Genomic DNA, 20,149 nt, shown 5'->3' with positions numbered 1-20,149 from the left:
TAAGTTGAGTCATCCCGGTACAGAGCAGCATGGTAACAGCGAGCCGATCCCATTCATCTTCTTAACAGGATCAGGGGCCGGAATTCTCGACCGATTGAAACGGCCCCGCTCATCATAACGGGCCGTTTCTTCAATAGGCACAGCGTCATTAGAGGATAGCTGCTACCCATGCCGCATCCGCGCGATCACATCGATGCGCCGGCGGCTGCTTCAGTTGTCTCACGACAATAACCGTCGCGCGTGAAAATCGCGAGACTTGCACCTCATCTCATGCAGGCCGCTATATCCATCATCACGTGTCGATGGGCGTGTGATTTCGGCGAAGCTGCGTGGCATAATCTCCCGGCTTTCATTTCTCCAACATCTCGCCCTATGCTGCGCCGCCATCTGCAGAAGATCGGCAGTATCCTCGGATTGCTCGCAATCCTGATGGCAACGCTCGCACCTACGGTGTCGCAAGCGTTGAATGCGCGGGATCGTCTCGACGCGGCGTTGGTCGACCATTGTTCGGCGCAGGCCGATGCGTCGGCGAGCAGTGGCACAAGTGACTCGCATTCGCTGGCGTTTCATTGGGAAGCATGCGGCTATTGCGGATTGCTCGCACATTTCCCGGTCGTGCCACCGGTGCCGCTTGCCTTCGCGACTCAAGCCGCTTTCGCGCATACCGCTGTCGTCCACGCCAGCGTCAGCGCACCGTCTGTTACGCCGCATCTGTCCGCGCAGCCCCGCGCCCCACCTGCCGCCGTTATCTGATTTCTGCCGGTCTGCCTGCATGCCAGGTGTGGCGTGCTTGCGCATGAATGCCGCCGTTGCGACGACGCGCATGCCTGCCTGAGCGCGCAGACCCTCTTTCCTCCGCCACCGGCTTTTCTCGCTAGCTAGCAGCTTGCGCGTGCTTGTATGCGCACGCCTGTGCCTGTCAGCGCGTGCTTGCCGCGTGGCCCACTCACACGCGTATTCGACCTGATCGAATGCGCGCGATATGCCACATTCAAAAAGACGCTGCCACGATGCAGCGCCGGGACCTCATCCTATGTATCGATTCATCAAAAGAAGCGGCGCGCTATCGAGCGCCGCGGTTTTCTTCGCCACGCACGCGCTTGCGCAGACCGGCAAACCCTCCGACGTTTCGGAGCCGAAACTATTGGCGCCGCTTGTTGTGCAAGGGCAGGCCGGGCATTCTCTAACGTCCAGCACGCCGGCTCAACAGAAGCGCAAGCTCGACGAAACTTCGGGCTCAGTGGGCTTTGTGAATAGCGAGTCGTATACGAACACGTATGCCTTTACCTTGCGCGACGTGCTGAAGGACGTGCCGGGCGTGTTCGTGCAGAACCGCTATGGACAGGAGCTGCGTCTGTCGATCCGCGGCTCGGGCATTGCGCGTTCCTATCACACACGCGGGCTGGAAATCCTGCAGGATGGCATACCGACCAATCAGGCCGACGGCAGCGGCGATTATTATCAGATCGATCCGCTCGCATTGCAGGCGACCGAGGTCTACAAGGGCGGCAACGGGCTCGCTTACGGGTCTTCGACGCTTGGCGGCGCGATCGATTTTCTGACGCCAACTGCACACACAGCGGTCGCGCCGAACATCTTGCGGCTCGAAGGCGGCAGTTTTGGCACGGTGCGCAGCAGTGCGCAGTTTTCGCGCGTGGTGGGACCACTCGATTTCATCGGCACGTTCACGGTCGATCATAACGACGGCTTTCGCCAGCATTCACGCGGTCAATATGAGCAGTTCAACGCCAACATCGGCTACCGCTTCAGTCCGAACGTCGAGACGCGCTTCTATCTCGGCGCATACATCGTCGATCAGCAATTGCCGGGCACGCTCAGTCTGAGCGATGCGCTGAACAATCCAACCAAAGCTGCCGCCAGCGCGTTGTCAGGCGACCAGGCGCGCAATACACGCACGGAGCGGATCGCGAACCGCACGACGGTGAAACTCGACGTCGGCCAACTCGACATCGACACGTGGGCCATCCACAAGAGCCTGTATCACCCGATCTTTCAGGTCATTGACCAGGACGGCTGGACCTATGGCGTGGCGCCTCGCTATACGGCAACGCTGAACCTCGGCGGCATGCGCAACGACGTGATTGCGGGCGCACGTTTTTTCGGCGGCAATACACAGGCGCGGCAGTATGTGAACGTTGCCGGCAATCGTGGCACGCAGACACTCGACTCGTCGCAGAACGCCTACAACTACGAGGCCTATGTCGAGAACCGGCTGTTTTTCCTGCCGACCGTCGCGCTGATGACAGGAGTCAAGGCGCTGCGTGACATGCGTGAATATGTTGACCACGGCGGCCTCGCTGCCGACCCAACCTATAAATCGGCGAGCCAGACCTACAACGGCATCAATCCGAAGCTCGGTTTGTTGTGGCAGCCGAATCGCGAGATTCAGGCCTTTGTCGACATTACCCGCAGCCAGGACACGCCGGACTTCACCGACCTCGCGCAGTCGTTCGCATCGACCACGCGCTTTACGCCGTTGCAGTCGCAACATGCGTGGACGCTGGAGGTCGGGACGCGCGGCACGCGTGGCGCGGTGAGTTGGGACCTCACGGCGTATCAGTCGATGGTGCGCGATCAGTTGCTGCAGTACACGACGAATCCGGATATTCCGGCCGCTACCTTCAACGCCAACAAGACCGTGTTGCGCGGCATTGAAGCGGGTGCTTCGGTCGATGTGTGGCGCGATGTTTTCAAGCCGGGTTCGGGAGACCGGATTACGCTGTCGGGGCTATGGAATCTGAGCGATTTCCGTTTCAGGGACGATCCGCAGTATGGATCCAACCGGATTGCCGGTGTGCCGGTCAACGTGCTGCGCGCCGCGTTGAGTTATGCGCGTCCAGACGGTTTTCATGTGTCGGCGACCGTGGATTGGGTGCCCGCCGGCGCCTGGGCCGATGATGCCAACACACTGCGCGTGCCGGGATATACCTTGCTGGGCCTGCAAGCCGGAATGGATTTCCGCAATGGCGTGTCGGTGTTCGTCGATGCCAGGAATCTGACCAACAAGCGCTACGTTAGCGATATCAGCACGGTGGCCAATGCCGCCACGGCGAGTGGGGCGATCTTTTATCCCGGGGAGGGGCGGAGTGTTTTTGCCGGCATAAGATACGCGTTCTGATTCTGCGTTTGCCTTCTTCGCGACGAGCGAGGAGGGCAAACGCGATCAGAAGAAACCGGCCTTGCCCTGAGTCATATCCACTAACGCCAGCCGTGCAGCGTCCACCGCGTTGACCGGCAGCCGGATCGTCATTTTCACCAGCATTCCGTAAGCGCTGTCGACGAGTCCATAGCCTTCGGCTTCGAGCCATCTGCGCACTTTCGCTTCGTCGGCGTAACTCACTTCGACGATCAGCGTGACCTGAGCAATCCGCTCCACCCGTGGCGCGTCCAGTAGCGCCGAGGCAATCGCGTCGGTGTACGCTCGCACGAGCCCGCCGGCACCCAGCTTCACGCCGCCGTAATACCGCACGACGGCCGCGAGCACGCCGTCCAGATCATGATGCCGCAGCACTTCGAGAATGGGCCGGCCCGCGGTTCCCGACGGCTCGCCGTCGTCGGACATGCCTGACTGGCCACCCGCCAGCAGCGCCCAGCACACATGCGTCGCGCCAGGATGCTCGTCGCGCAGACGCCGCAACTCGGCCATCGCGGCGTCGCGGTCGGCGACCGGTATCGCATGCGCGATGAAACGGCTCTTACGGATTTCGAGTTCCGCGCAGAGCGGCGCGGGCAAGGTATAGGTGGGCAAGGCTAAGACTTCAGTGGACGGAAAAGTTGCGGGCTCATGGGTCGTGTGCATCTCATGTGGCCCCGTGTCCGTCATGGTAACGGATCGCCGACGGCTAATCGGCGAATGTCTATAATCGACAGCTGAACGCGCCCCTGTCCACTGAACGAGGCGCGCCACCCAGGAGATGACATGCTTGATCTTTCAACGCTAGGAACGTTCGTTGCCGTTGTATTAGGGCTTTTTCTGATTCCCGGCCCGGCCGTGCTGCTGGTTTTGACGCGCACGGTGCATGGTGGGCGCAAGGCCGGCATACTCACCGGTCTCGGTATCGCCGTGGGCGATTTCATCCATACGTTAGGCGCGGCGGTCGGGCTGTCGGCCTTGCTGATGACCTCGGCACTTGCCTTCAATGCCGTGAAATTCGTCGGTGCGGCGTACCTGGTCTACCTGGGCATTCGCGCGTTGCGCGAGAAACAGGCGAGCACCCATTTGCCGACGGTCGCGCCAGTATCCGCTTCCAAGGCCTTCTTTCAGGCGATTCCTGCCGAAGTGTTGAATCCCAAGACCGCGCTGTTTTTCCTCGCGTTCCTGCCGCAGTTCGTTCACCCGGAGCACGGCTCATCATTCCTGCAGTTCGCGACGCTCGGATTGATCTTCGTGGGCATGAGCGCGCTTTATACAACGCTGATCGTGCTGACCATTCGTCCGTTGGGCAAACTCGTCAAGCGCATGACATGGCTTAGCCGCTGGCAAAACAAGATTATCGGCGTGCTGTTTATTTCGCTCGGCCTGCGCGTCGCGACACAAACGCGCTGATTCAGCGGGACCGACCTGGCCGCGCACCGTGCCTTAGTTCGGGCGCGCGCAGAAATACGCCGGTTAGCTCGGGCACCGTGCCCGAGCTAGATATTCCGGCGCTGCCGCCTCAAGCGGCCTTCACGTGCGTATTCCATCTGGCCCTGGGTGCGCACGGCAAGCTTTTCCTGTTCGGCGCGGCTCATCTGCCGCGTATCGTCGATATCCCCCACGCGCAGCACTTCTTGCGCGATCCGTATGCGTAGCGTCATTAATGGCTCGCCGCGCTCGACCAGCGTGCGGTCGGCGGCGCGCGCCTGCTGGACGCCGCTGTCGATCAGGTTGCGCAATTCCAGCAACGTGAGCCGTTGGCGCTGGATCTCGAGGATAAGCCGATGAATGGCCTGCTCGTCGCACGTGCGCCACCAGGCGCGCAGTTCGGCGAGCGTGGGAGGATCGAAGGGAGGAAGGTGCATTGCTCAGACGAAAAGTACTGTATATGCATACAGTATAGCCCGTCTTTTTACGGAAACGCGTAGCGCGTGTCGAGCGGATATCAACCCCGCCAAAAGGGCGGTATTAAGGCGCTCAGCCGAGCACGAGCATGATGGACGTGGAGACCACGATGATGAAAAGACAGGCGGCAGTCAGTACGTCGTACGGATAGTTCATGTCGGGACCATAGCGCGTCGGATGAATCGAGCCATGATAGGTGTAACCGTTCGCCGTGACTGTCAACCATTGCAAAGGCCTGGCTAGCTGTCCGCATCGCCGCATAGCAACGCCACCCCCGCAACCGCCGTGGCCCGCAACGACGCGCGCGAATCACCCGCGCGGGAGCGCAACGCGAGGCTGTGCAAAATCGCCGACGCGAGCTTCGCGAGGAGAGCCGGCTGGGCGTCGGCGGCCAGTTCGCCCGCGGCCTGCGCCAGCTTGAAGCGTTTTTCGAAGGCCTTGTCGTAGGTGCGCAGCCCTTCGCCAAGCGCCGTGCGGACCTCGGCGTCAGCCGCCGCTTCGACCGTGGCGGTGCCGATCATAAAGCAGCCGAGCGGATCGCCGTCGGCGGGCAGGTACCACGCAAGTGCGCCCTCATACACGCGCAGCAGTGCCTGCGGCAAGGGCAGGTCCTCGGCGAGCGCGTGAACCATCGCGAGACGGCCGGCCTCGATATAACGTTCGAGCGTGGTCAGATACAACGCGCGTTTGTCGCCGAATGCGCCATACAGGCTCGGGCGATTCATGCCGGTCGCGGAGCTCAATTGATCCAGCGAGGTGCCCGCGTAACCGTTGCGCCAGAACACGTCTCTTGCATCGGCAAGCGCCTGGTCGGAATCATAAGCACGCGGGCGGCCGCGCGGGCGAATCTCTTTTTTTGTACTGATTGGCATAAAAATGTGGCGCAAGTTATTTATATGCAATATAGTACAAAAACACCAACGACAGGGGATCCCCCATGGATTTGTACTTCTCTCCGCTCGCATGCTCGCTCGCCACCCGCATCTCGCTGTACGAAGCGGGGGCGCAGGCCGTGTACATTCAGGTCGATACGAAGTCGAAGCAGTTGGCGGATGGTTCGGACTTCTATCCGATCAGTCCGCTCGGTCAGGTGCCGGTGCTGCGCACGGACGAAGGCTGGTTGTTGACCGAGAACACGGCGATTTTGCCCTATGTGGCCGATCATTATCCCGCCGCACGGCTCGCGCCCGCCGCGGGCACGGCGCAGCGCGCGCGGCTGCAGCAATGGCTGGGTTTTATCAGTACGGAGTTGCACAAGGCAGTGTTCGTGCCGCTGCTCGACGCGCATGCGCCTGAAGACGCGAAGCGCTATGCGCGCGACAAGGCCGCGTTGCGGCTAGGCGTTCTGCAAGATCATCTGGCGCAAAGCGAGTATCTGCTCGACACGTTCACGGTGGGCGACGCCTATCTGGTCACGGTGCTGAACTGGGCATCGTATGGCGGCATCGATCTGTCGCAATGGCCGGCGGTTGCGGGGTACTACAAGCGGTTGATGCAGCGGCCGAGTATTGCAAAAGCCGCCGCCGAAGAAGTCGCGTTGTTTCAGGCAGAAATGGCGAAGCACGCGAAAAGCTGAGAGCAGGTTGCCGGCAGCACGATTAGTCGTCGCTTTGCTGGCAGAATCGGCGCCCCGGAATGTGCGACACGACCGCCTGTGCGATTTCGAGTGGCGTGCTTTCCGCGGGCACCACGCGACGGCTCGACTCGGGGTTGTGCTTCATGGTCCATTCGACGAGTCTGTACGAGCGTCCCCAAGGGGGCTGCAGAGGGTCTGAGACCTTGCACGAGTGGATCTGGCGCACCCATTCGTTGCCGGGCATCGCGCGCAAATGCTCGAATACCGTGTCTTCCACCATGGTTTGACTCCTTGTTCGCAGGCATGCTGTCCATGTATCCGCGCGTCGGCGACACCCCCGGAGAAAAAAGCGCCGCCGATGTTCTGGCGGCTCAACAGGGGATGTTGGGTGTCATAGTTGCAGGTAAGAATTAAGCCAAACTTAAGAACACCCTCAAAATTCCCGCGCTGCGTCCGTTTGCCTGATCGCCTCGTCAAGCCGCTGTTTTGCGGGCGTGGTGATCCAACCCTCAAGACCTCACGGAATTGGCCGTTATTACAGCGATTGGGGCCGCCGACCTCGCTCCGCCTTCGGGCTCGCATCGATAACGTGACGAATCTCGCTCAAACGCCGCTTTCAGACCGCCTTCGCTCGCTCGTCGATACGGTGCAGCACAATGAGCGCACCCTGCGCCGCTTCCAGAACGTCGAGTTGAGGTTGATCGGCGCACAGGATTTCACGTCGTTTCTCGACACGTTGTTTAGCCATCTGCCGCGAGAATTCTCGCTGGCGAGCGTCGTGTTATGGCTCGACGACCGCGCGCCGATGTTGCTCGAACTCCTCGAGCCGGGCGCTTTGCATGCGCTCGACCAGGCCAATCTGAGAACCTCGCGCGAAGGTGGTCTCGCCGCCCAGGGGCTGTGCGATGCAGGACGGCCGTGGCTGGGCAAGCTGGACGAACTGGATGAAATGGCGCGCCGCGCGTTCTTCGGCGACATCGACACGCCGGCTAGCGCGATCTTGTTGCCGCTTGCCGCCGGCGATACCGCCAGCGGCTATCTATGCCTCTGCAGCGACGATCCCACGCGTTTCGCGGAAGGCATGGCGACGGATATTCTGGAACGCTTTGCAAGCATCGTGACGGCGAGTCTCGACAACGTCGCGCATCGCGAGCGGCTCAAGCAACTCGGTATGACCGATTCGCTGACCGGCCTCGCCAATCGCCGCTACTTCGACGAACGGTTGCGCGAGGAGATCATGCGCGCTGTCCGGTATGGCGTGCCGGTCGCGTGTCTGTTTATCGATATCGATAATTTCAAGCTGATCAACGACACCTACGGGCACCAGACCGGCGATCGCGCGCTGGCGGCGGTGGCGGCCTGTGTACGGCAGCAGGTGCGGCTGGGCGACACCGTGGCGCGTTACGGCGGCGAAGAATTCACCGCGCTGCTGCAGGGCGATCGGGCCGATGCGCTGACGGTGGCCGAGCGCGTGCGGCTGGCGGTCGAAAAACTGGATTTACAGGACGACCACGGTGAACGTATTGCACTGACCGTGTCAGTTGGCGTGGCGGCGCGCACGATTACCGGCACGCCGGCCGAGGCGGCCGTGCACGGCCACGCGATGATAGAAGAAGCCGATCGGGCGATGTACCAGGCCAAGCGCAATGGCCGCAACCGCATCGAAGCGCTGGTGCAAGCCGCCAGCCATAACGCTGCACGCTAACCCTCGCTGCAGCAACGGCACCGCGCGTAATTGACGGAGCAGCGGGGACCCTCACGCGTCCGGCGGCACTCCCAGCAATTGCAGCGCGCCACCCGTCACCGCGCCGAACACCGGGCCGGCCACCGTGCCTCCGTAGAACGCTTTGCCGGCCGGGTCGTCGATCATGACGGCGACGATCAGCCGTGGGTCGCTCATCGGCGCCATGCCGACAAACAGCGCGCGGTAACGGTTTTTCGCGTAAGTGGCGCCGACCTGTTTGCGCGCCGTGCCGGTTTTGCCGCCGATCCGGTAGCCTTCCACTGCCGCTGCGCGCCCCGTGCCGCCCGGACCCGTGGCCATTTCAAGCATCGAGCGGATCGCGCGCGCGGTGGCGGGCGTCGTGACCGCATGGCCTGGGTCTGCGGCCTGCGCCGCGCGGGCCGCACCCGCTTCTCTGTCTGCACCCTGGTCCTTGCGCAACAGACTCACGTGATGCAGGGTGCCGTCGCCGGCATAGGCGGTGTAGACCTGCGCAATCTGCAGCAGCGAAGTGGACAGGCCGTAGCCATAGGCCATGGTCGCCTGTTCGATTGGACGCCAGCGTTTGTACGGGCGAACCTTGCCCGACGCGACACCCGGAAAGGTCAAATCCGGCCTCAATCCAAGCCCGTATTCCTGATACTTGTTCCAGATCGTTTCGGCGGGCAGGTTCAGTGCAAGCTTGGCAAGTGCGATATTGCTCGACTTCTGCACCGCTTCGGCAACCGTCATTGCGCCATGATTCGACGTGTCGTGAATCACGGCGGGGCCGATCTTGTACCAGCCCGGCGCGGTATTGATGATGCTTTGCGGCCGCACCTTGCCTTCGTCGATCGACAGTGCGACGACGACCGGCTTGATCGTCGAACCCGGCTCGAAGGTGTCGACCACCGCGCGATTGCGCAGTTGCCGTCCGGTTAGCCGCGCGCGGTCGTTCGGATCGAAGCTCGGATAATTGGCGAGCGCCAGAATCTCGCCGTTACGCGCGTCGAGCACCACCACGCTGCCGGCTTCGGCATGATGTTTGGCGATGGCGTCCTTCAGTTGCGTGTAGGCGAGCTGCTGAATGCGCCGGTCGATCGTCAGGTGGATGGTGTCGCCGTTTTGCGCGGGTACCAGCGGCCGGGTCTCGGACACCACCCGGCCCAGACGGTCGCGGATCACTTCGCGCTGGCCTGGCACGCCGAGCAGTTGTTCGTTGGCGGCGAGTTCGACGCCTTCCTGGCCGTTGTCCTCGATATCCGTGAAGCCGACCACGTGCGCGGCCGATTCGCCTTCCGGATAAAAGCGTTTCGAATCCGCGATTTGCGTGATGCCGGCGAGGCCGAGTTTGTTCAGATGGTCGGCGGTGTCCGCATCCACCTGGCGCTTGAGCAGCACGAAGGTCTTGTCGCCGTTCAGACGCCGGCGCAGTTCCGCCATCGGCAGGTCGAGCAGCTTCGACAGCGGCGCGAAGGTGGCTTCGTCGAGCAGCTTGGGGGAGGCCCAGATCTCATAGGTCGCGAGACTGACGGCGAGCAGCGAGCCATTACGGTCGACGATGCGCCCGCGTGTTGCATCGAGTTCGAGGGTGCGCTGATAGCGTTTTTGCCCCTGATCGACGTAGAAATCCTGATTGACGATCTGCACCCAGAACGCGCGCGCAACCAGAGACGCGAACGCGCTGAACACCAGCAGGATGACGAGTTTCGAGCGCCACATCGGCAGGCGCGCGGCCAGCAACTGGTTCTTCGCGACGGGCGCGTAGGGATCATGCGACTGCGATTTCTTCTTTTGGACCATGAGTGCGGTGAGCGAGCAGCGCTCGCGTGGCGGGCTGAAACCGGCAAGGCCGGCGGCCTGTTACGCGTGACTGTCGAGCGGGCTCCTCGAGTGAAAGCCGCACGCGCGTGGCGTGCAGCGGGATTAGCTTGCGCCGCCCGAATCGGCGGCGGTGAATACCTTGAGTTGCCAGCGAAACCGCACGGCCATCATGCGCACCGTGAAGCCGCCTGCCAGCACCACGATGGAAGCCGGCCCCGGCGCGACATCGCAGGCTTGCAGGGCCACATACAGTGCGCCCGCGCCGAGCGCGATGCTGGCGTACAGCTCCTCGCGCAGCACGAGCGGTATCTGATTGCACAGCAGGTCGCGCAGCATGCCGCCGCACACGCCGGTGATCGCGCCGGCCAGCACGACGATGGCCGGGCTCACGTCGAGTGTCGCGGCAACATCGCAACCGATGATCGTGAACGCGATCAGGCCGATTGCGTCGACCGTGACAAACAGCCCTTGCCAGTTGCGCAACCATCTGGCGCCGGCCGCGGCAATCGACGCCGCCCCAATTGTAATCAGAACGTAATCTGGATGCGAGATCCATGCAAGGGGATAGTGGCCGAGCAACACGTCGCGCACCGTGCCGCCGCCGAGTGCGGTGACGGTGCCGACGAGGCACAGGCCGAAGCGGTCCATGCCGCGGCGCATGCCCATCATGGCGCCGGACATGGCTTCGGCGACGATCGCAAGCAGGTAGAGGGAATGGAGCAACATGACGGCGAGCCTTGCTGGGGCGGCGCTCGTGAGATCAAGGACTCCGCGCATCGGAGCTTGCCGCGAGGCGCGTGTTCGAAAGCGGCCATTATCGGAAGCGGCGGCTCCTGATGAAAATTCCTTAAGCCGAATTCGGCAATGCCAAATTCGGCTTAACTTCGTTGCGGGATCGGGCGAAGTAAGCGTTTGCTGAATGACAGGGGTTTTATCCCGATCTTTTCGAAGCGGACGCGGCTGTGGCCGTCGCCCCGAGCGCCCACAAAAAAGCCGCACGGACTTGAAAATCCGTGCGGCTGGTTCGTTCGATTAATGCGTCGACTCCGACGCGGCGTGTTAAAGAGGCGCTCTCTGCCTGTTGGGCGCCTTCTTTTTTCTCTGACGCCCCTCGCGAGAGGTTCTACCGTGCGAAGCGCGTTCGGCCTCAGGCCGGCAACGCGAAGCTCGAGATCGCCTCGCGCAATACGCCGACCTGATCCTTCAGCGAATGGGCCGCGGCTGCGGCCTGTTCGACGAGCGCGGCATTCTGTTGCGTGACCTGATCCATTTCGCCGACTGCGCGATTGACCTGTTCGATGCCCGCGCTCTGTTCGCGCGACGCATTGCTGATTTCCTCGAGGATTTCGTTCACGCGGCGCACCGACTGCACGATCTCGCCCATGGTCGAACCGGCGTTGGCGACCAGCGATGCGCCGGCTTCGACGGTGTGAGTGGACGTTTCGATCAACGCCTTGATTTCCTTCGCGGCGGTGGCTGAGCGCTGTGCGAGGCTGCGCACTTCGGCGGCGACCACGGCGAAGCCGCGTCCCTGTTCGCCCGCGCGGGCTGCTTCGACGGCCGCATTGAGCGCGAGGATGTTGGTCTGGAACGCGATGCCGTCGATCACGCCGATGATGTCGCCGATCTGCCGCGAGCTGCTGGTGATTTCGCCCATCGTGCGCACCACGTCGTCGACCACGCGGCTGCCGCGCGTGGCCACATCCGCGGCCTGGCCGGCGAGATGGGCTGCCTGCAGCGCGCTGTCCGCATTCTGCTTCACGTTGACTGTCATCTGATCCATGCTCGAGGCCGTTTCGACGAGCGCCGCGGCTTGCTCCTCGGTGCGTTGCGACAGATCCGTGTTGCCTGCGGCGATTTCGGTAGCGCCGATGTTGATGTTTTCGGTGCCGAGACGCACGCGCGACACCGTATCGACGAGACCGGCCTGCATGGTGTGGAGCGCGTGCAGCAGACTGTTGGTGTCGTTCGTGTGTACCGGCACGCGCGTGGCGAGGTTGCCGCGCGCCATCAGTTGAGCCGCTTCGACCGCGACTTCCAGATCGCCGCCGAGTGTGCGGCGGATGCTGCGCAACACCAGCAGCATGACGGCGGTCGCGATTGCGCCGAGCGTCACGGTGATGACGAGCCAGCGCAGCAGATTGGCGTAGAACGCGTTCTGCACGTCGTCCATGTACATGCCGGTGACGAGATACCAGTCCCACGGCGCGAAGCGCAGCGAGAAGCTGGTTTTCGCCACGGGTTTATCGCTGCCGGGCTTGGACCAGAGATAGTCGACGTAGCCGCCGCCGTCGTGATTGCCTGCGTCGACGATATCGGTGAAGAGGTGATTGCCGGCCGGGTCGGTGAATTGAGTCAGGTTTTTGCCGACCAGTTCCGGTTTGATCGGGTGCATTAGCATGACCGATTGCGAGTTGTTGACGGAGATGTAGCCGTCTTTGCCATAGCGCATGGCGGCGAGTGTTTCTAGCGCCTGTTTTTTGGCTTCGTCTTCGGTGATCGTGTGTTGCTGGGCGAGGGTGTAGTAGCGGTTGACGATGTGATTCGCCTGGTCGATCAGCGAGGCGAGCTGGTCACGGCGGTCCGAGATCATCGACGCACGGTTTTGCCATGCGCCGAAGCCGCCGATCAGGATCAGGCCGGTCCAGAGGACCGCGATCATTGAGGCTAGTTTTTTGTTCAGAGTCATAGCAAGAGGGGGGTTTCGCTTTCGCTTGGGCTTTCGCTTTCGCGAGGTGGTCGGTCAAGGGCTCTTTCTGTATTTCGCTTGCAGCGAGTGGCTTGTCGCTTACTGTGTTTACGGGTCCTTGTTCGTTGCTCCGCAGGGAGGGGAAACCCGTTGTTTTTATTTGTCTGATTAAAAGAGGGGATATGCCGTTGGCCTTTTCTGGTAGTGATCGTGGTCTGTTCTGTTGTTGGTCTTTTGGCCTTTCCTTGTTGTGTTAGTGGTCTATTAGCGTTGCCCCTGTGCGGGGCGGCACTTACTTTCTTTGCCGCCGCAAAGAAAGATAAGCAAAGAAAGCGGCTTCACACCGCAAGCTCATAAGCGGGTCCCCCGCACAGTAACGGTAGTGGTGCATCTGGAATCCGTGCACTCGCACACTCCGCGCTGTTGACAAAGCGCTCATCAGCTCCCACTCCGCACTACGTGCGTCGCGGACGGGTCTGCCTGGGAAACCAGCGGGTTTGCTTCGCGCAGCGGGAGCCATCGGCTTCGCCTCGGCGAGGCGCTCCCGCTCTGATCGGCGAAACCCACTTCAAATGAAATGTCGGTGCGTCGCATTCGCGGTGCGATCGCTGCCGCCGCTGTGCTGGCAACAGCGAGGCAACAGCGAATCAGGGAACAGGGATAAACGGGAAAGCGAAACCGCACCTGATGGCAGTGATGCAACGACGAACCGGGAACGGGGTAAATCGGAAGAGTCAAAACCCAGCGGGTGGTGTTCTGAACCGGGTATCGGCGCGCGCAGCGCCGCCGGAGGTATGACGCCCTTGTCACCGGGGCTGAATGTGCGAGGGCACAGATTCCAGATGCACCACTACCGCTACTGTGCGGGGGACCCGCTTAAGAATTAGCGGTTTGAGCCGCTTTCTTTTGCCTACTTTTCTTTGCGGCAGGCAAAGAAAAGTAGGTGCCGCCCCGCACAGGGGCAACACTAATAGACCACTAACAAAACAAGGAAAGGCCAAAAGATAAACACTAATAAACCACGACCGAAGTTAATGCAGAAAAAAACAAACACCAACAATATAAACCAAAAAAACAAAATAAATAGAAAACGAAAAACCCACCCCAAACCCCAAGCCCCGCAGGGCCTAATCACATTTCTCCACGCAACGCCAAAAAACCCCAACCAGAAACTACCCTGCATGAAATGCAAAAAAAAGCACATTTTCCCACTTAACAACAACCTCAAAAAACCTGAATACAACCGGCACTACCAATAAAAACGATTTCAGCTATAGTCGCCATTTTCCAGTCGCCAGCCGGGCAAAAAAGAGCACCAATAAGCCCGCTACCAGGAGTAAAGAAAATGAACGCCCGCGAACCCGCATTTATCCCGGCTTCCCGCAGCGCACGCCTGCGCCAGATGCTCGTCAGCAACGAACTCGAATTCATGATGGAGGCCCACAACGGTCTCTCCGCCCGTATCGTCCGCGAAGCGGGTTTCAAGGCGATCTGGGGTTCGGGTCTCGCGATCTCCGCCCAATTCGGCGTGCGCGACAACAACGAAGCCAGCTGGACGCAAGTCGTCGATAACCTCGAATTCATGGCCGATGCCAGCGATCTGCCCATCCTCCTCGATGGCGATACCGGCTACGGTAACTTCAACAACGTGCGCCGCCTCGTGCGCAAACTCGAACAGCGCGGCATCGCCGGCGTCTGTATCGAAGACAAGCAATTCCCGAAAACAAACAGCTTCATCAACGGCGAAGCCCAGCCGCTCGCCGACATGGACGAGTTCTGCGGCAAGATCAAAGCCGGCAAAGACTCGCAGTCGGATGAAAATTTCTCGATCGTCGCCCGCGTCGAAGCACTCATCGCCGGCTGGGGCATGGACGAAGCGCTGCGTCGCGCGGAAGCCTATCGGCAAGCAGGCGCGGACGCGATCCTGATCCACAGCAAGCTCTCGCGCCCCGATGAAATTCTCGAGTTCGCGCGCGAATGGGCCGGCCGCGGGCCGCTCGTCATCGTGCCGACCAAGTACTACAGCACGCCCACCGAAGTATTCCGCGAAGCCGGCATCAGCACGGTCATCTGGGCGAATCATCTGATCCGCGCAGCAACCTCGGCCATGCAGGCCGTCGCCAAGGAAATTCACTCGAGCGAAACGCTCGTCAACGTCGAAGACAGCATCGCCGCCGTCAACGAAATCTTCCGTCTGCAAGACGCGGACGAATACTCGGAAGCCGAAGACCGCTATCTGTCGAGCGGGCGCTCGGCGGGCTCCGCCATCGTGCTCGCGGCAAGCCGCGGCAAGGGGCTCGAAGCCGTCACCGAAGATCGTCCGAAAGTCATGCTGCCGATCGCGGGCAAGCCGCTGTTGCGCTGGCTCGTCGACGCGTTCAAGAAGCAAAGCGTCAACGACATCACCGTGGTCGGCGGTTATCGCGCCGATGCGATCGACACGGCCGGTATCAAGCTGGTCGTCAACGAACGCCACGCGCAAACCGGCGAGCTGGCGTCGCTCGCCTGCGCGGCCGGCAAGCTCGCGGGCGACACCGTCATCTCGTACGGCGATCTGCTGTTCCGCAGCTACATCCTGCGCGATCTGGTCGAGAGCGAAGCCGCGTTCAGCGTCGTGGTGGATTCGTCGCTGACCGATGCGGAAAACGCCAGCGTGCGCGATTTCGCATGGTGCTCGGCAGCCGACGATCGCGGTCTGTTCGGCAACAAGGTCACGCTGCGTCACGTGTCGAGCGGGCAGGAGGCAAGCTCGGCCATCGCTTCGCAAACGCCGCATGGCCGCTGGGTGGGTCTGCTGAACGTGCGCGGCGAAGGGCGTGAGCGTCTGCAAGCGGTGCTAGGCAAGTTGCAGGCGCGCCCGGATTTCGATTCGCTCGACATGCCCGCGCTGCTCAATGCGCTGATCGAAGCAGGTGAGGCGATCGAAGTGCAATACGTGCACGGCCACTGGCGCGGCGTGAACGATCTGGAAGACTTCCGTCGCGCCGGCGATTTCGCGCATGCGCAAGCGCCGTTTGCGGCAGCGGCCGGCAGCAAGACGAACGACGCCAGCGGAGCGGCGCAATGATCGAGGCAGCACAGTTTGTCGAGGCGGCGCGCGAGCGCGGTTTCGACTGGTACGCAGGTGTGCCGTGCTCGTATCTGACGCCGTTCATCAACTACGTATTGCAGGACGAATCGCTGCATTACGTCTCGGCCGCCAATGAAGGCGATGCGGTTGCGTTGATCGCCGGCGTCACGCTCGGCGCGCAGAACGGTCGGCGCGGTATCACGATGATGCAGAACTCCGGGCTCGGCAACGCGGTGAGCCCGTTGACTTCGCTCACGTGGACCTTCCGTCTGCCGCAGTTGCTGATCGTGACGTGGCGCGGTCAACCCGGCGTCGCTGACGAGCCGCAGCACGCGCTGATGGGACCCGTCACGCCCGCGATGCTCGATACGATGGAGATTCCGTGGGAGACTTTCCCGACTGAGGCTGACGCGATCGGCCCGGCGCTGGATCGTGCCATTGCCCACATGGATGAAACCGGCCGCCCCTACGCGCTCGTGATGCAAAAGGGCAGCGTGGCGCCATACGAGTTGAAAGAGGGCGCCGCCGGCGCGCGCCGCGTGCCGGTCGCGCCGCGTTCGCAATTCAAAAACGTCGCGGCGAATGAATTGGCTTCGCGTCACGACGCGCTGCAAAAAGTCATCGCGCACACGCCGCTCGAATCCACGGTGGTGCTAGCGTCGACCGGTTTTTGCGGCCGCGAACTCTATGCCATCGACGACCGTCCCAACCAGTTGTACATGGTCGGCTCGATGGGCTGCGTGACGCCGTTTGCACTGGGTCTTGCACTCGCGCGTCCGGATCTGCACGTGGTCGCGCTCGACGGCGACGGCGCAGCGCTGATGCGCATGGGCGCCTTCGCCACGCTCGGCGCGTACGGCCCGTCGAATCTCACGCACGTGTTGCTCGACAACGGCGCGCACGATTCGACCGGTGGTCAGGCGACGGTGTCGTCGCAGGTGTCGTTTGCGGGTGTCGCCGCGGCTTGCGGTTACGCGTCGGCGCTTGAAAGCGACGACGTCGGCGTGATCGACGAGATGTTCGGCACAGCGCCGTCGCCCCACGGCCCGCGCTTCGTGCGACTGGCGATTCGCCGCGGCACGCCCGATGGCCTGCCGCGCCCCACTATCACCCCGCCCGATGTGAAGACGCGCCTGATGCGCCACATCGGCGCCGCTTAAGGAGTCCGCTCATGCTGCTGCTCAATCCAGGCCCGGTGACGCTCACCGAACGCGTCCGCAACAGCCTGTTGCAAACGGATCTGTGCCACCGCGAAAGCGAGTTTTTCGACTTGCAGGAAGAAGCGCGCACACGTCTGGTCGATCTGTACGGTCTCGACGCAAGCGAATGGCAAGCGGTCCTGATGACCGGTTCCGGCACGGCCGCTGTTGAAGCCATGACCGCCGCGCTGGTGCCGCAAAACGGCAAGCTGCTGGTGGTGGAAAACGGCGTGTACGGCGAACGCATTTCGCAGATCGCCACGCAGTACGGCATTGCGCATGAGTCGCTGAAGCACGACTGGATGCAGGCGCCGGATCTCGCGAAGATCGCCGAACGCCTCGACGCGGACAAAGCGTTCACGCACGTCGCGGTGATTCATCATGAAACGACCACCGGCCGTCTGAACGATCTGCAGGCGCTCGGCGCGCTGTGCCGCGAACGCGGTCTGCGTTTGCTGGTGGACGGCGTGAGCAGCTTCGGCGCGGAAGCGATCGATTTCGCCGACGCCAGTCTCGACGCCGTCGCGGCGACCGCGAACAAGTGTCTGCATGGCGTACCCGGCGCGTCGTTCGTGCTGGTGCGGCGTGCGGCGCTCACGCAGGCGGCGAGCCGCACGTACTACCTGGACCTCGGACGCCTCGCGCGTTTGCAGGATCAGCGTAATACGCCGTTCACGCCGTCGGTGCATGCGTACTACGCGCTGGTCGAAGCACTGCGCGAACTTGCCGACGAAGGCGGCTGGCGTGCGCGTCACGCGCGTTATGCAGCGCTCGCCGAGCAGGCGCGCGCGGGCCTGGCGGAGCGGGGCATCGGCAGCGTGTTGCCGCCGGAGCAATCGTCGGTGGTGTTGCGCGCGTATCGTTTGCCGAACGGCGTAGCGTATCCGCAACTGCACGACGCACTGAAGGCGCGCGGTTTCGTCATTTACGCCGGTCAAGGCGGTTTGTCGGCCGAACTGTTCCGCATCTCGACGATGGGCAACATTCACGCCGCCGACATCGAGCGTCTCCTGCAAGGCTTTTCCGAGCTGGCCCGCTAAGACGCGCGTTGACTCGGGTGTCCGCTAGCAAGGCAGGCGGCAAGTCCTCGGCGGCGTCACACCGGATCTTTGTCCGGCGGTCCATCGGGCCGCTGCGGCTCCTCGGTGTGATGACCCGGCGACGGCGGCACTAGCGGATCGGCTTCCGGGTCCCGATTCGGATCGGCGTTCGGATCGGGAATCGGGCTGGTATGCATGTCGTAGCTCATTGCATCACCTCTTTGAGTCAGGAATGTGCCTGAACGCAGGCCGTTTCCTTCTAGCGTAGGCGATCCAGCACCGCACGCCCCTTACTTTTTCCTGCGACGGCCCGCGCTCAACTGCCAGTAGCGTTCGGCGGCGAAAACGTCGTCGTAGTTGCCGGCGCCGAATGCGCGCAGTTGGCTTGCGTAAGCGTTGACCGCTTCGCGTTTGAGTTGGAGGCGGCGCGGCAGATCGATCGTGTGACTCGCGTTCGGATAGTCCGGCGTGGCGACAATGCCACGTTGCGCGAGGTCGGCGAGGCGAGCCTGCACGACGCCGGGTGTGCGGCGGTGAATCGCGTCCTCATAGGCGAACCATGTGAGATGCGACAGACGCGGCAGGATTTCGCAACAGGCTTCGAATACCAGGACGTGATCCTCGTGCCGCAGGCCGAGTGGCATGAGCAGCGTATTCGCGGTCGTGCGGTAGATGGTCTCTTCAAGCGCCGCAGCCAATCGGGCGATCGACGGCGAGTCCAGGTACTGGCCGTCACGAAACGGCATGCGTAGCGGAATCGCGTCGAGCACTTCGAGCGCGAGGTTGTCTTCGCGCGTGCGGGCATGGATGGCCTGATGGGCGCTCGTGAACCCCGACTTTGCATCCCATTCGGTATGCATTTCCTGCTGGGGCGGGGCGGCGAATACGGTACAGACCGCGGCGTCGGGGTGGGCGGCAAGTAATGCGCCGCAACTGAAGACGGCGTCGTCGAAATGGGGCGAGACGATAAAAAGGCGTGGGCTGGTTTCGCTCATGGAATGTGTGGAGATTGCGAGACGTGCGGGGCCGCATTCGAAACTTCAATATTGCGTGAGACAAACTTGCCGGATCGACGGCGTCACATCAGCTTAGGCGGAATTGGCGCGGCTTGTGTAATCGTTGTGAGCGGTGCAAACCGCGTGCCTGGGCGGGCCGATTCTGCAGCGGCTTCCCGTAGAGGCTCACCGTTGTGTCTCTGGCCTATCCCGAACCTGCTCACCTTGAGCGGGCGCACTGCCGTCCGCCAGCGCCGCTGCGCGGCTGAACGCCGTTGCGATGGTCGCCACGATGTCGTTGCGTAACGTGGCGTCGGCCATTCCTAGCGCATACGAAGGGTGCCAGGTCGGTACGATCAGGCGCCCGTCGTGGGCGATGGTTTGACCAAGGTATTCGGACAGATTGACGTGCGCGCCGGTCAGTGTTTGCAACGCCGTCGCGCCGAGTGCGACGATGACGCGCGGCGCGACCCGCGCCAGTTCTTTTTCCAGCCAGTACTGACAAGCCTCGAGTTCGCGCCACACGGGTGTGCGATGGACGCGTTGCTGGTCGAGTGTTTCCCATTTGTAATGCTTGACGGCATACGTCAGATACAGCGCTTGGCGCTCCAGTCCGGCGCGTGCCAGCACGGAGTCCAGCAGTTGGCCGGCCGGGCCGGTGAAGGGCTCGCCATGCTGATTCTCGTCTTCGCCCGGCTGTTCGCCGATCACCATGATCGCCGCAGGTGCGGGCCCGGCGCCCGCCACCGCCTGTTTCGCGTTGCGCCATAACGCGCAGCGCCGGCAGGTGGCGAGCGGGCCAGTGGGCTCCTGCAAGGGGGCGTCGCGGCCGAATACTCGACCGGCGGTGTGCGGGGAACGGTGACAGCCGCGCTTTGCGCGCCGAGACGGCTGCGTTCGCGCGCGAGATGTGCGGGCAGCGGTGGACCCGCGGGCGGCATTCTCCAGTAACGCAGCGGCACCGGCGACGGCAGGCTATTGACGGCGTTGCT

Annotated in this window: 19 protein-coding genes; 8 read left to right on the top strand and 11 right to left on the bottom strand. The window is 62.3% G+C overall.

Going from position 1 to position 20,149, the window contains the following annotated elements; translation table 11 throughout:
* Positions 1-372 precede the first annotated feature (372 nt).
* Both GH665_RS32750 and GH665_RS32745 read left to right on the top strand, forming a co-directional pair.
* Positions 373-753 (top strand): DUF2946 domain-containing protein, encoded by a 381-nt coding sequence (locus GH665_RS32750; RefSeq protein WP_153141262.1) that lies wholly within the window; start codon positions 373-375, stop codon positions 751-753.
* A gap of 280 nt (positions 754-1,033) precedes the next feature.
* A complete protein-coding gene (locus GH665_RS32745; protein WP_153141261.1) occupies positions 1,034-3,139 on the top strand; it encodes a TonB-dependent receptor family protein in 2,106 nt (701 codons plus the stop codon).
* A 45-nt stretch (positions 3,140-3,184) separates the two neighbouring features.
* Here GH665_RS32745 and GH665_RS32740 read toward each other — a convergent pair whose 3' ends face one another.
* A complete protein-coding gene (locus tag GH665_RS32740; protein WP_153141260.1) occupies positions 3,185-3,820 on the bottom strand; it encodes an IMPACT family protein in 636 nt (211 codons plus the stop codon).
* 120 nt (positions 3,821-3,940) lie between these two features.
* Between GH665_RS32740 and GH665_RS32735 the strand changes: the two genes are divergently transcribed.
* Positions 3,941-4,567: a LysE family translocator gene (locus GH665_RS32735; RefSeq protein WP_153141259.1), complete on the top strand. Its 627-nt coding sequence runs from the start codon at positions 3,941-3,943 to the stop codon at positions 4,565-4,567.
* Positions 4,568-4,653: 86 nt separating this feature from the next.
* On the opposite strand, the gene GH665_RS32730 is transcribed toward GH665_RS32735, so the two are convergent.
* From GH665_RS32730 to GH665_RS32720, 3 genes are all read right to left on the bottom strand, one after another.
* Positions 4,654-5,022: a hypothetical protein gene (locus GH665_RS32730; protein WP_153141258.1), complete on the bottom strand. Its 369-nt coding sequence runs from the start codon at positions 5,020-5,022 to the stop codon at positions 4,654-4,656.
* A gap of 112 nt (positions 5,023-5,134) precedes the next feature.
* Positions 5,135-5,293, bottom strand: a complete 159-nt coding sequence (locus tag GH665_RS32725; RefSeq protein WP_153141257.1) for a hypothetical protein — start codon at positions 5,291-5,293, stop codon at positions 5,135-5,137.
* 8 nt (positions 5,294-5,301) lie between these two features.
* Entirely contained in the window at positions 5,302-5,934 is a 633-nt protein-coding gene (locus GH665_RS32720) for a TetR/AcrR family transcriptional regulator (protein ID WP_153141256.1), read from the bottom strand.
* A 65-nt stretch (positions 5,935-5,999) separates the two neighbouring features.
* Between GH665_RS32720 and GH665_RS32715 the strand changes: the two genes are divergently transcribed.
* Entirely contained in the window at positions 6,000-6,638 is a 639-nt protein-coding gene (locus GH665_RS32715; RefSeq protein WP_153141255.1) for a glutathione binding-like protein, read from the top strand.
* Positions 6,639-6,660: 22 nt separating this feature from the next.
* Here the strand turns inward: GH665_RS32715 and GH665_RS32710 are convergent, their stop codons facing one another.
* Entirely contained in the window at positions 6,661-6,918 is a 258-nt protein-coding gene (locus GH665_RS32710; protein ID WP_153141254.1) for a DUF2866 domain-containing protein, read from the bottom strand.
* A gap of 309 nt (positions 6,919-7,227) precedes the next feature.
* Between GH665_RS32710 and GH665_RS32705 the strand changes: the two genes are divergently transcribed.
* A complete protein-coding gene (locus GH665_RS32705; protein WP_153141253.1) occupies positions 7,228-8,343 on the top strand; it encodes a GGDEF domain-containing protein in 1,116 nt (371 codons plus the stop codon).
* Between the two features lie 51 nt (positions 8,344-8,394).
* Here the strand turns inward: GH665_RS32705 and GH665_RS32700 are convergent, their stop codons facing one another.
* The 3 genes from GH665_RS32700 to GH665_RS32690 form a co-directional block, all read right to left on the bottom strand.
* Positions 8,395-10,143 carry a peptidoglycan D,D-transpeptidase FtsI family protein gene (locus GH665_RS32700; RefSeq protein ID WP_153141252.1) on the bottom strand — a complete coding sequence of 583 codons (1,749 nt, stop codon included), beginning with the start codon at positions 10,141-10,143 and terminating at the stop codon, positions 8,395-8,397.
* A gap of 123 nt (positions 10,144-10,266) precedes the next feature.
* On the bottom strand, positions 10,267-10,890 hold the full coding sequence (locus tag GH665_RS32695) for a trimeric intracellular cation channel family protein (RefSeq protein ID WP_144194889.1): 624 nt from the start codon (positions 10,888-10,890) through the stop codon (positions 10,267-10,269).
* A 421-nt stretch (positions 10,891-11,311) separates the two neighbouring features.
* The gene (locus tag GH665_RS32690; RefSeq protein WP_153141251.1) at positions 11,312-12,853 is read right to left on the bottom strand and encodes a methyl-accepting chemotaxis protein; all 1,542 of its coding nucleotides are present in this window, start codon (positions 12,851-12,853) and stop codon (positions 11,312-11,314) included.
* A gap of 1,345 nt (positions 12,854-14,198) precedes the next feature.
* Between GH665_RS32690 and aepX the strand changes: the two genes are divergently transcribed.
* Genes aepX through GH665_RS32675 form a run of 3 tightly spaced genes read left to right on the top strand, consistent with a single transcriptional unit; the run spans position 14,199 to position 18,162 of the window.
* Positions 14,199-15,920, top strand: coding sequence for a phosphoenolpyruvate mutase (aepX, locus tag GH665_RS32685; protein WP_153141250.1), 1,722 nt, complete (start codon positions 14,199-14,201; stop codon positions 15,918-15,920).
* Complete coding sequence (gene aepY / locus GH665_RS32680; protein ID WP_153141249.1) at positions 15,917-17,083, top strand: phosphonopyruvate decarboxylase; 1,167 nt, start codon at positions 15,917-15,919, stop codon at positions 17,081-17,083. The genes aepX and aepY overlap by 4 nt, the downstream gene beginning before the upstream one ends.
* A gap of 11 nt (positions 17,084-17,094) precedes the next feature.
* Complete coding sequence (locus GH665_RS32675) at positions 17,095-18,162, top strand: 2-aminoethylphosphonate aminotransferase (RefSeq protein WP_153141248.1); 1,068 nt, start codon at positions 17,095-17,097, stop codon at positions 18,160-18,162.
* Between the two features lie 56 nt (positions 18,163-18,218).
* Here the strand turns inward: GH665_RS32675 and GH665_RS38845 are convergent, their stop codons facing one another.
* From GH665_RS38845 to GH665_RS39290, 3 genes are all read right to left on the bottom strand, one after another.
* Entirely contained in the window at positions 18,219-18,371 is a 153-nt protein-coding gene (locus GH665_RS38845; protein ID WP_165614491.1) for a hypothetical protein, read from the bottom strand.
* An 81-nt stretch (positions 18,372-18,452) separates the two neighbouring features.
* On the bottom strand, positions 18,453-19,157 hold the full coding sequence (locus GH665_RS32670) for a PIG-L deacetylase family protein (RefSeq protein WP_153141247.1): 705 nt from the start codon (positions 19,155-19,157) through the stop codon (positions 18,453-18,455).
* A gap of 186 nt (positions 19,158-19,343) precedes the next feature.
* Positions 19,344-20,105: a UdgX family uracil-DNA binding protein gene (locus tag GH665_RS39290; protein ID WP_246216529.1), complete on the bottom strand. Its 762-nt coding sequence runs from the start codon at positions 20,103-20,105 to the stop codon at positions 19,344-19,346.
* Between the last annotated feature and the right edge of the window lie 44 nt (positions 20,106-20,149).

Origin of the sequence: Paraburkholderia agricolaris (genome assembly GCF_009455635.1) — a bacterium.
GTDB classification, from domain to species: domain Bacteria; phylum Pseudomonadota; class Gammaproteobacteria; order Burkholderiales; family Burkholderiaceae; genus Paraburkholderia; species Paraburkholderia agricolaris.
Note: the sequence above shows the minus strand (reverse complement) of the source record. Positions and strands in the feature narration are given on the sequence as shown.

Coding starts and splice junctions, on each gene's coding strand:
- GH665_RS32750 (WP_153141262.1), top strand. CDS start 373: ATGCTGCGCCGCCATCTGCAGAAGATCGGCAGTATCCTCGGATTGCTC.
- GH665_RS32745 (WP_153141261.1), top strand. CDS start 1,034: ATGTATCGATTCATCAAAAGAAGCGGCGCGCTATCGAGCGCCGCGGTT.
- GH665_RS32740 (WP_153141260.1), bottom strand. CDS start 3,820: ATGCACACGACCCATGAGCCCGCAACTTTTCCGTCCACTGAAGTCTTA.
- GH665_RS32735 (WP_153141259.1), top strand. CDS start 3,941: ATGCTTGATCTTTCAACGCTAGGAACGTTCGTTGCCGTTGTATTAGGG.
- GH665_RS32730 (WP_153141258.1), bottom strand. CDS start 5,022: ATGCACCTTCCTCCCTTCGATCCTCCCACGCTCGCCGAACTGCGCGCC.
- GH665_RS32720 (WP_153141256.1), bottom strand. CDS start 5,934: ATGCCAATCAGTACAAAAAAAGAGATTCGCCCGCGCGGCCGCCCGCGT.
- GH665_RS32715 (WP_153141255.1), top strand. CDS start 6,000: ATGGATTTGTACTTCTCTCCGCTCGCATGCTCGCTCGCCACCCGCATC.
- GH665_RS32710 (WP_153141254.1), bottom strand. CDS start 6,918: ATGGTGGAAGACACGGTATTCGAGCATTTGCGCGCGATGCCCGGCAAC.
- GH665_RS32700 (WP_153141252.1), bottom strand. CDS start 10,143: ATGGTCCAAAAGAAGAAATCGCAGTCGCATGATCCCTACGCGCCCGTC.
- GH665_RS32695 (WP_144194889.1), bottom strand. CDS start 10,890: ATGTTGCTCCATTCCCTCTACCTGCTTGCGATCGTCGCCGAAGCCATG.
- GH665_RS32690 (WP_153141251.1), bottom strand. CDS start 12,853: ATGACTCTGAACAAAAAACTAGCCTCAATGATCGCGGTCCTCTGGACC.
- aepX (WP_153141250.1), top strand. CDS start 14,199: ATGAACGCCCGCGAACCCGCATTTATCCCGGCTTCCCGCAGCGCACGC.
- aepY (WP_153141249.1), top strand. CDS start 15,917: ATGATCGAGGCAGCACAGTTTGTCGAGGCGGCGCGCGAGCGCGGTTTC.
- GH665_RS32675 (WP_153141248.1), top strand. CDS start 17,095: ATGCTGCTGCTCAATCCAGGCCCGGTGACGCTCACCGAACGCGTCCGC.
- GH665_RS38845 (WP_165614491.1), bottom strand. CDS start 18,371: ATGAGCTACGACATGCATACCAGCCCGATTCCCGATCCGAACGCCGAT.
- GH665_RS32670 (WP_153141247.1), bottom strand. CDS start 19,157: ATGAGCGAAACCAGCCCACGCCTTTTTATCGTCTCGCCCCATTTCGAC.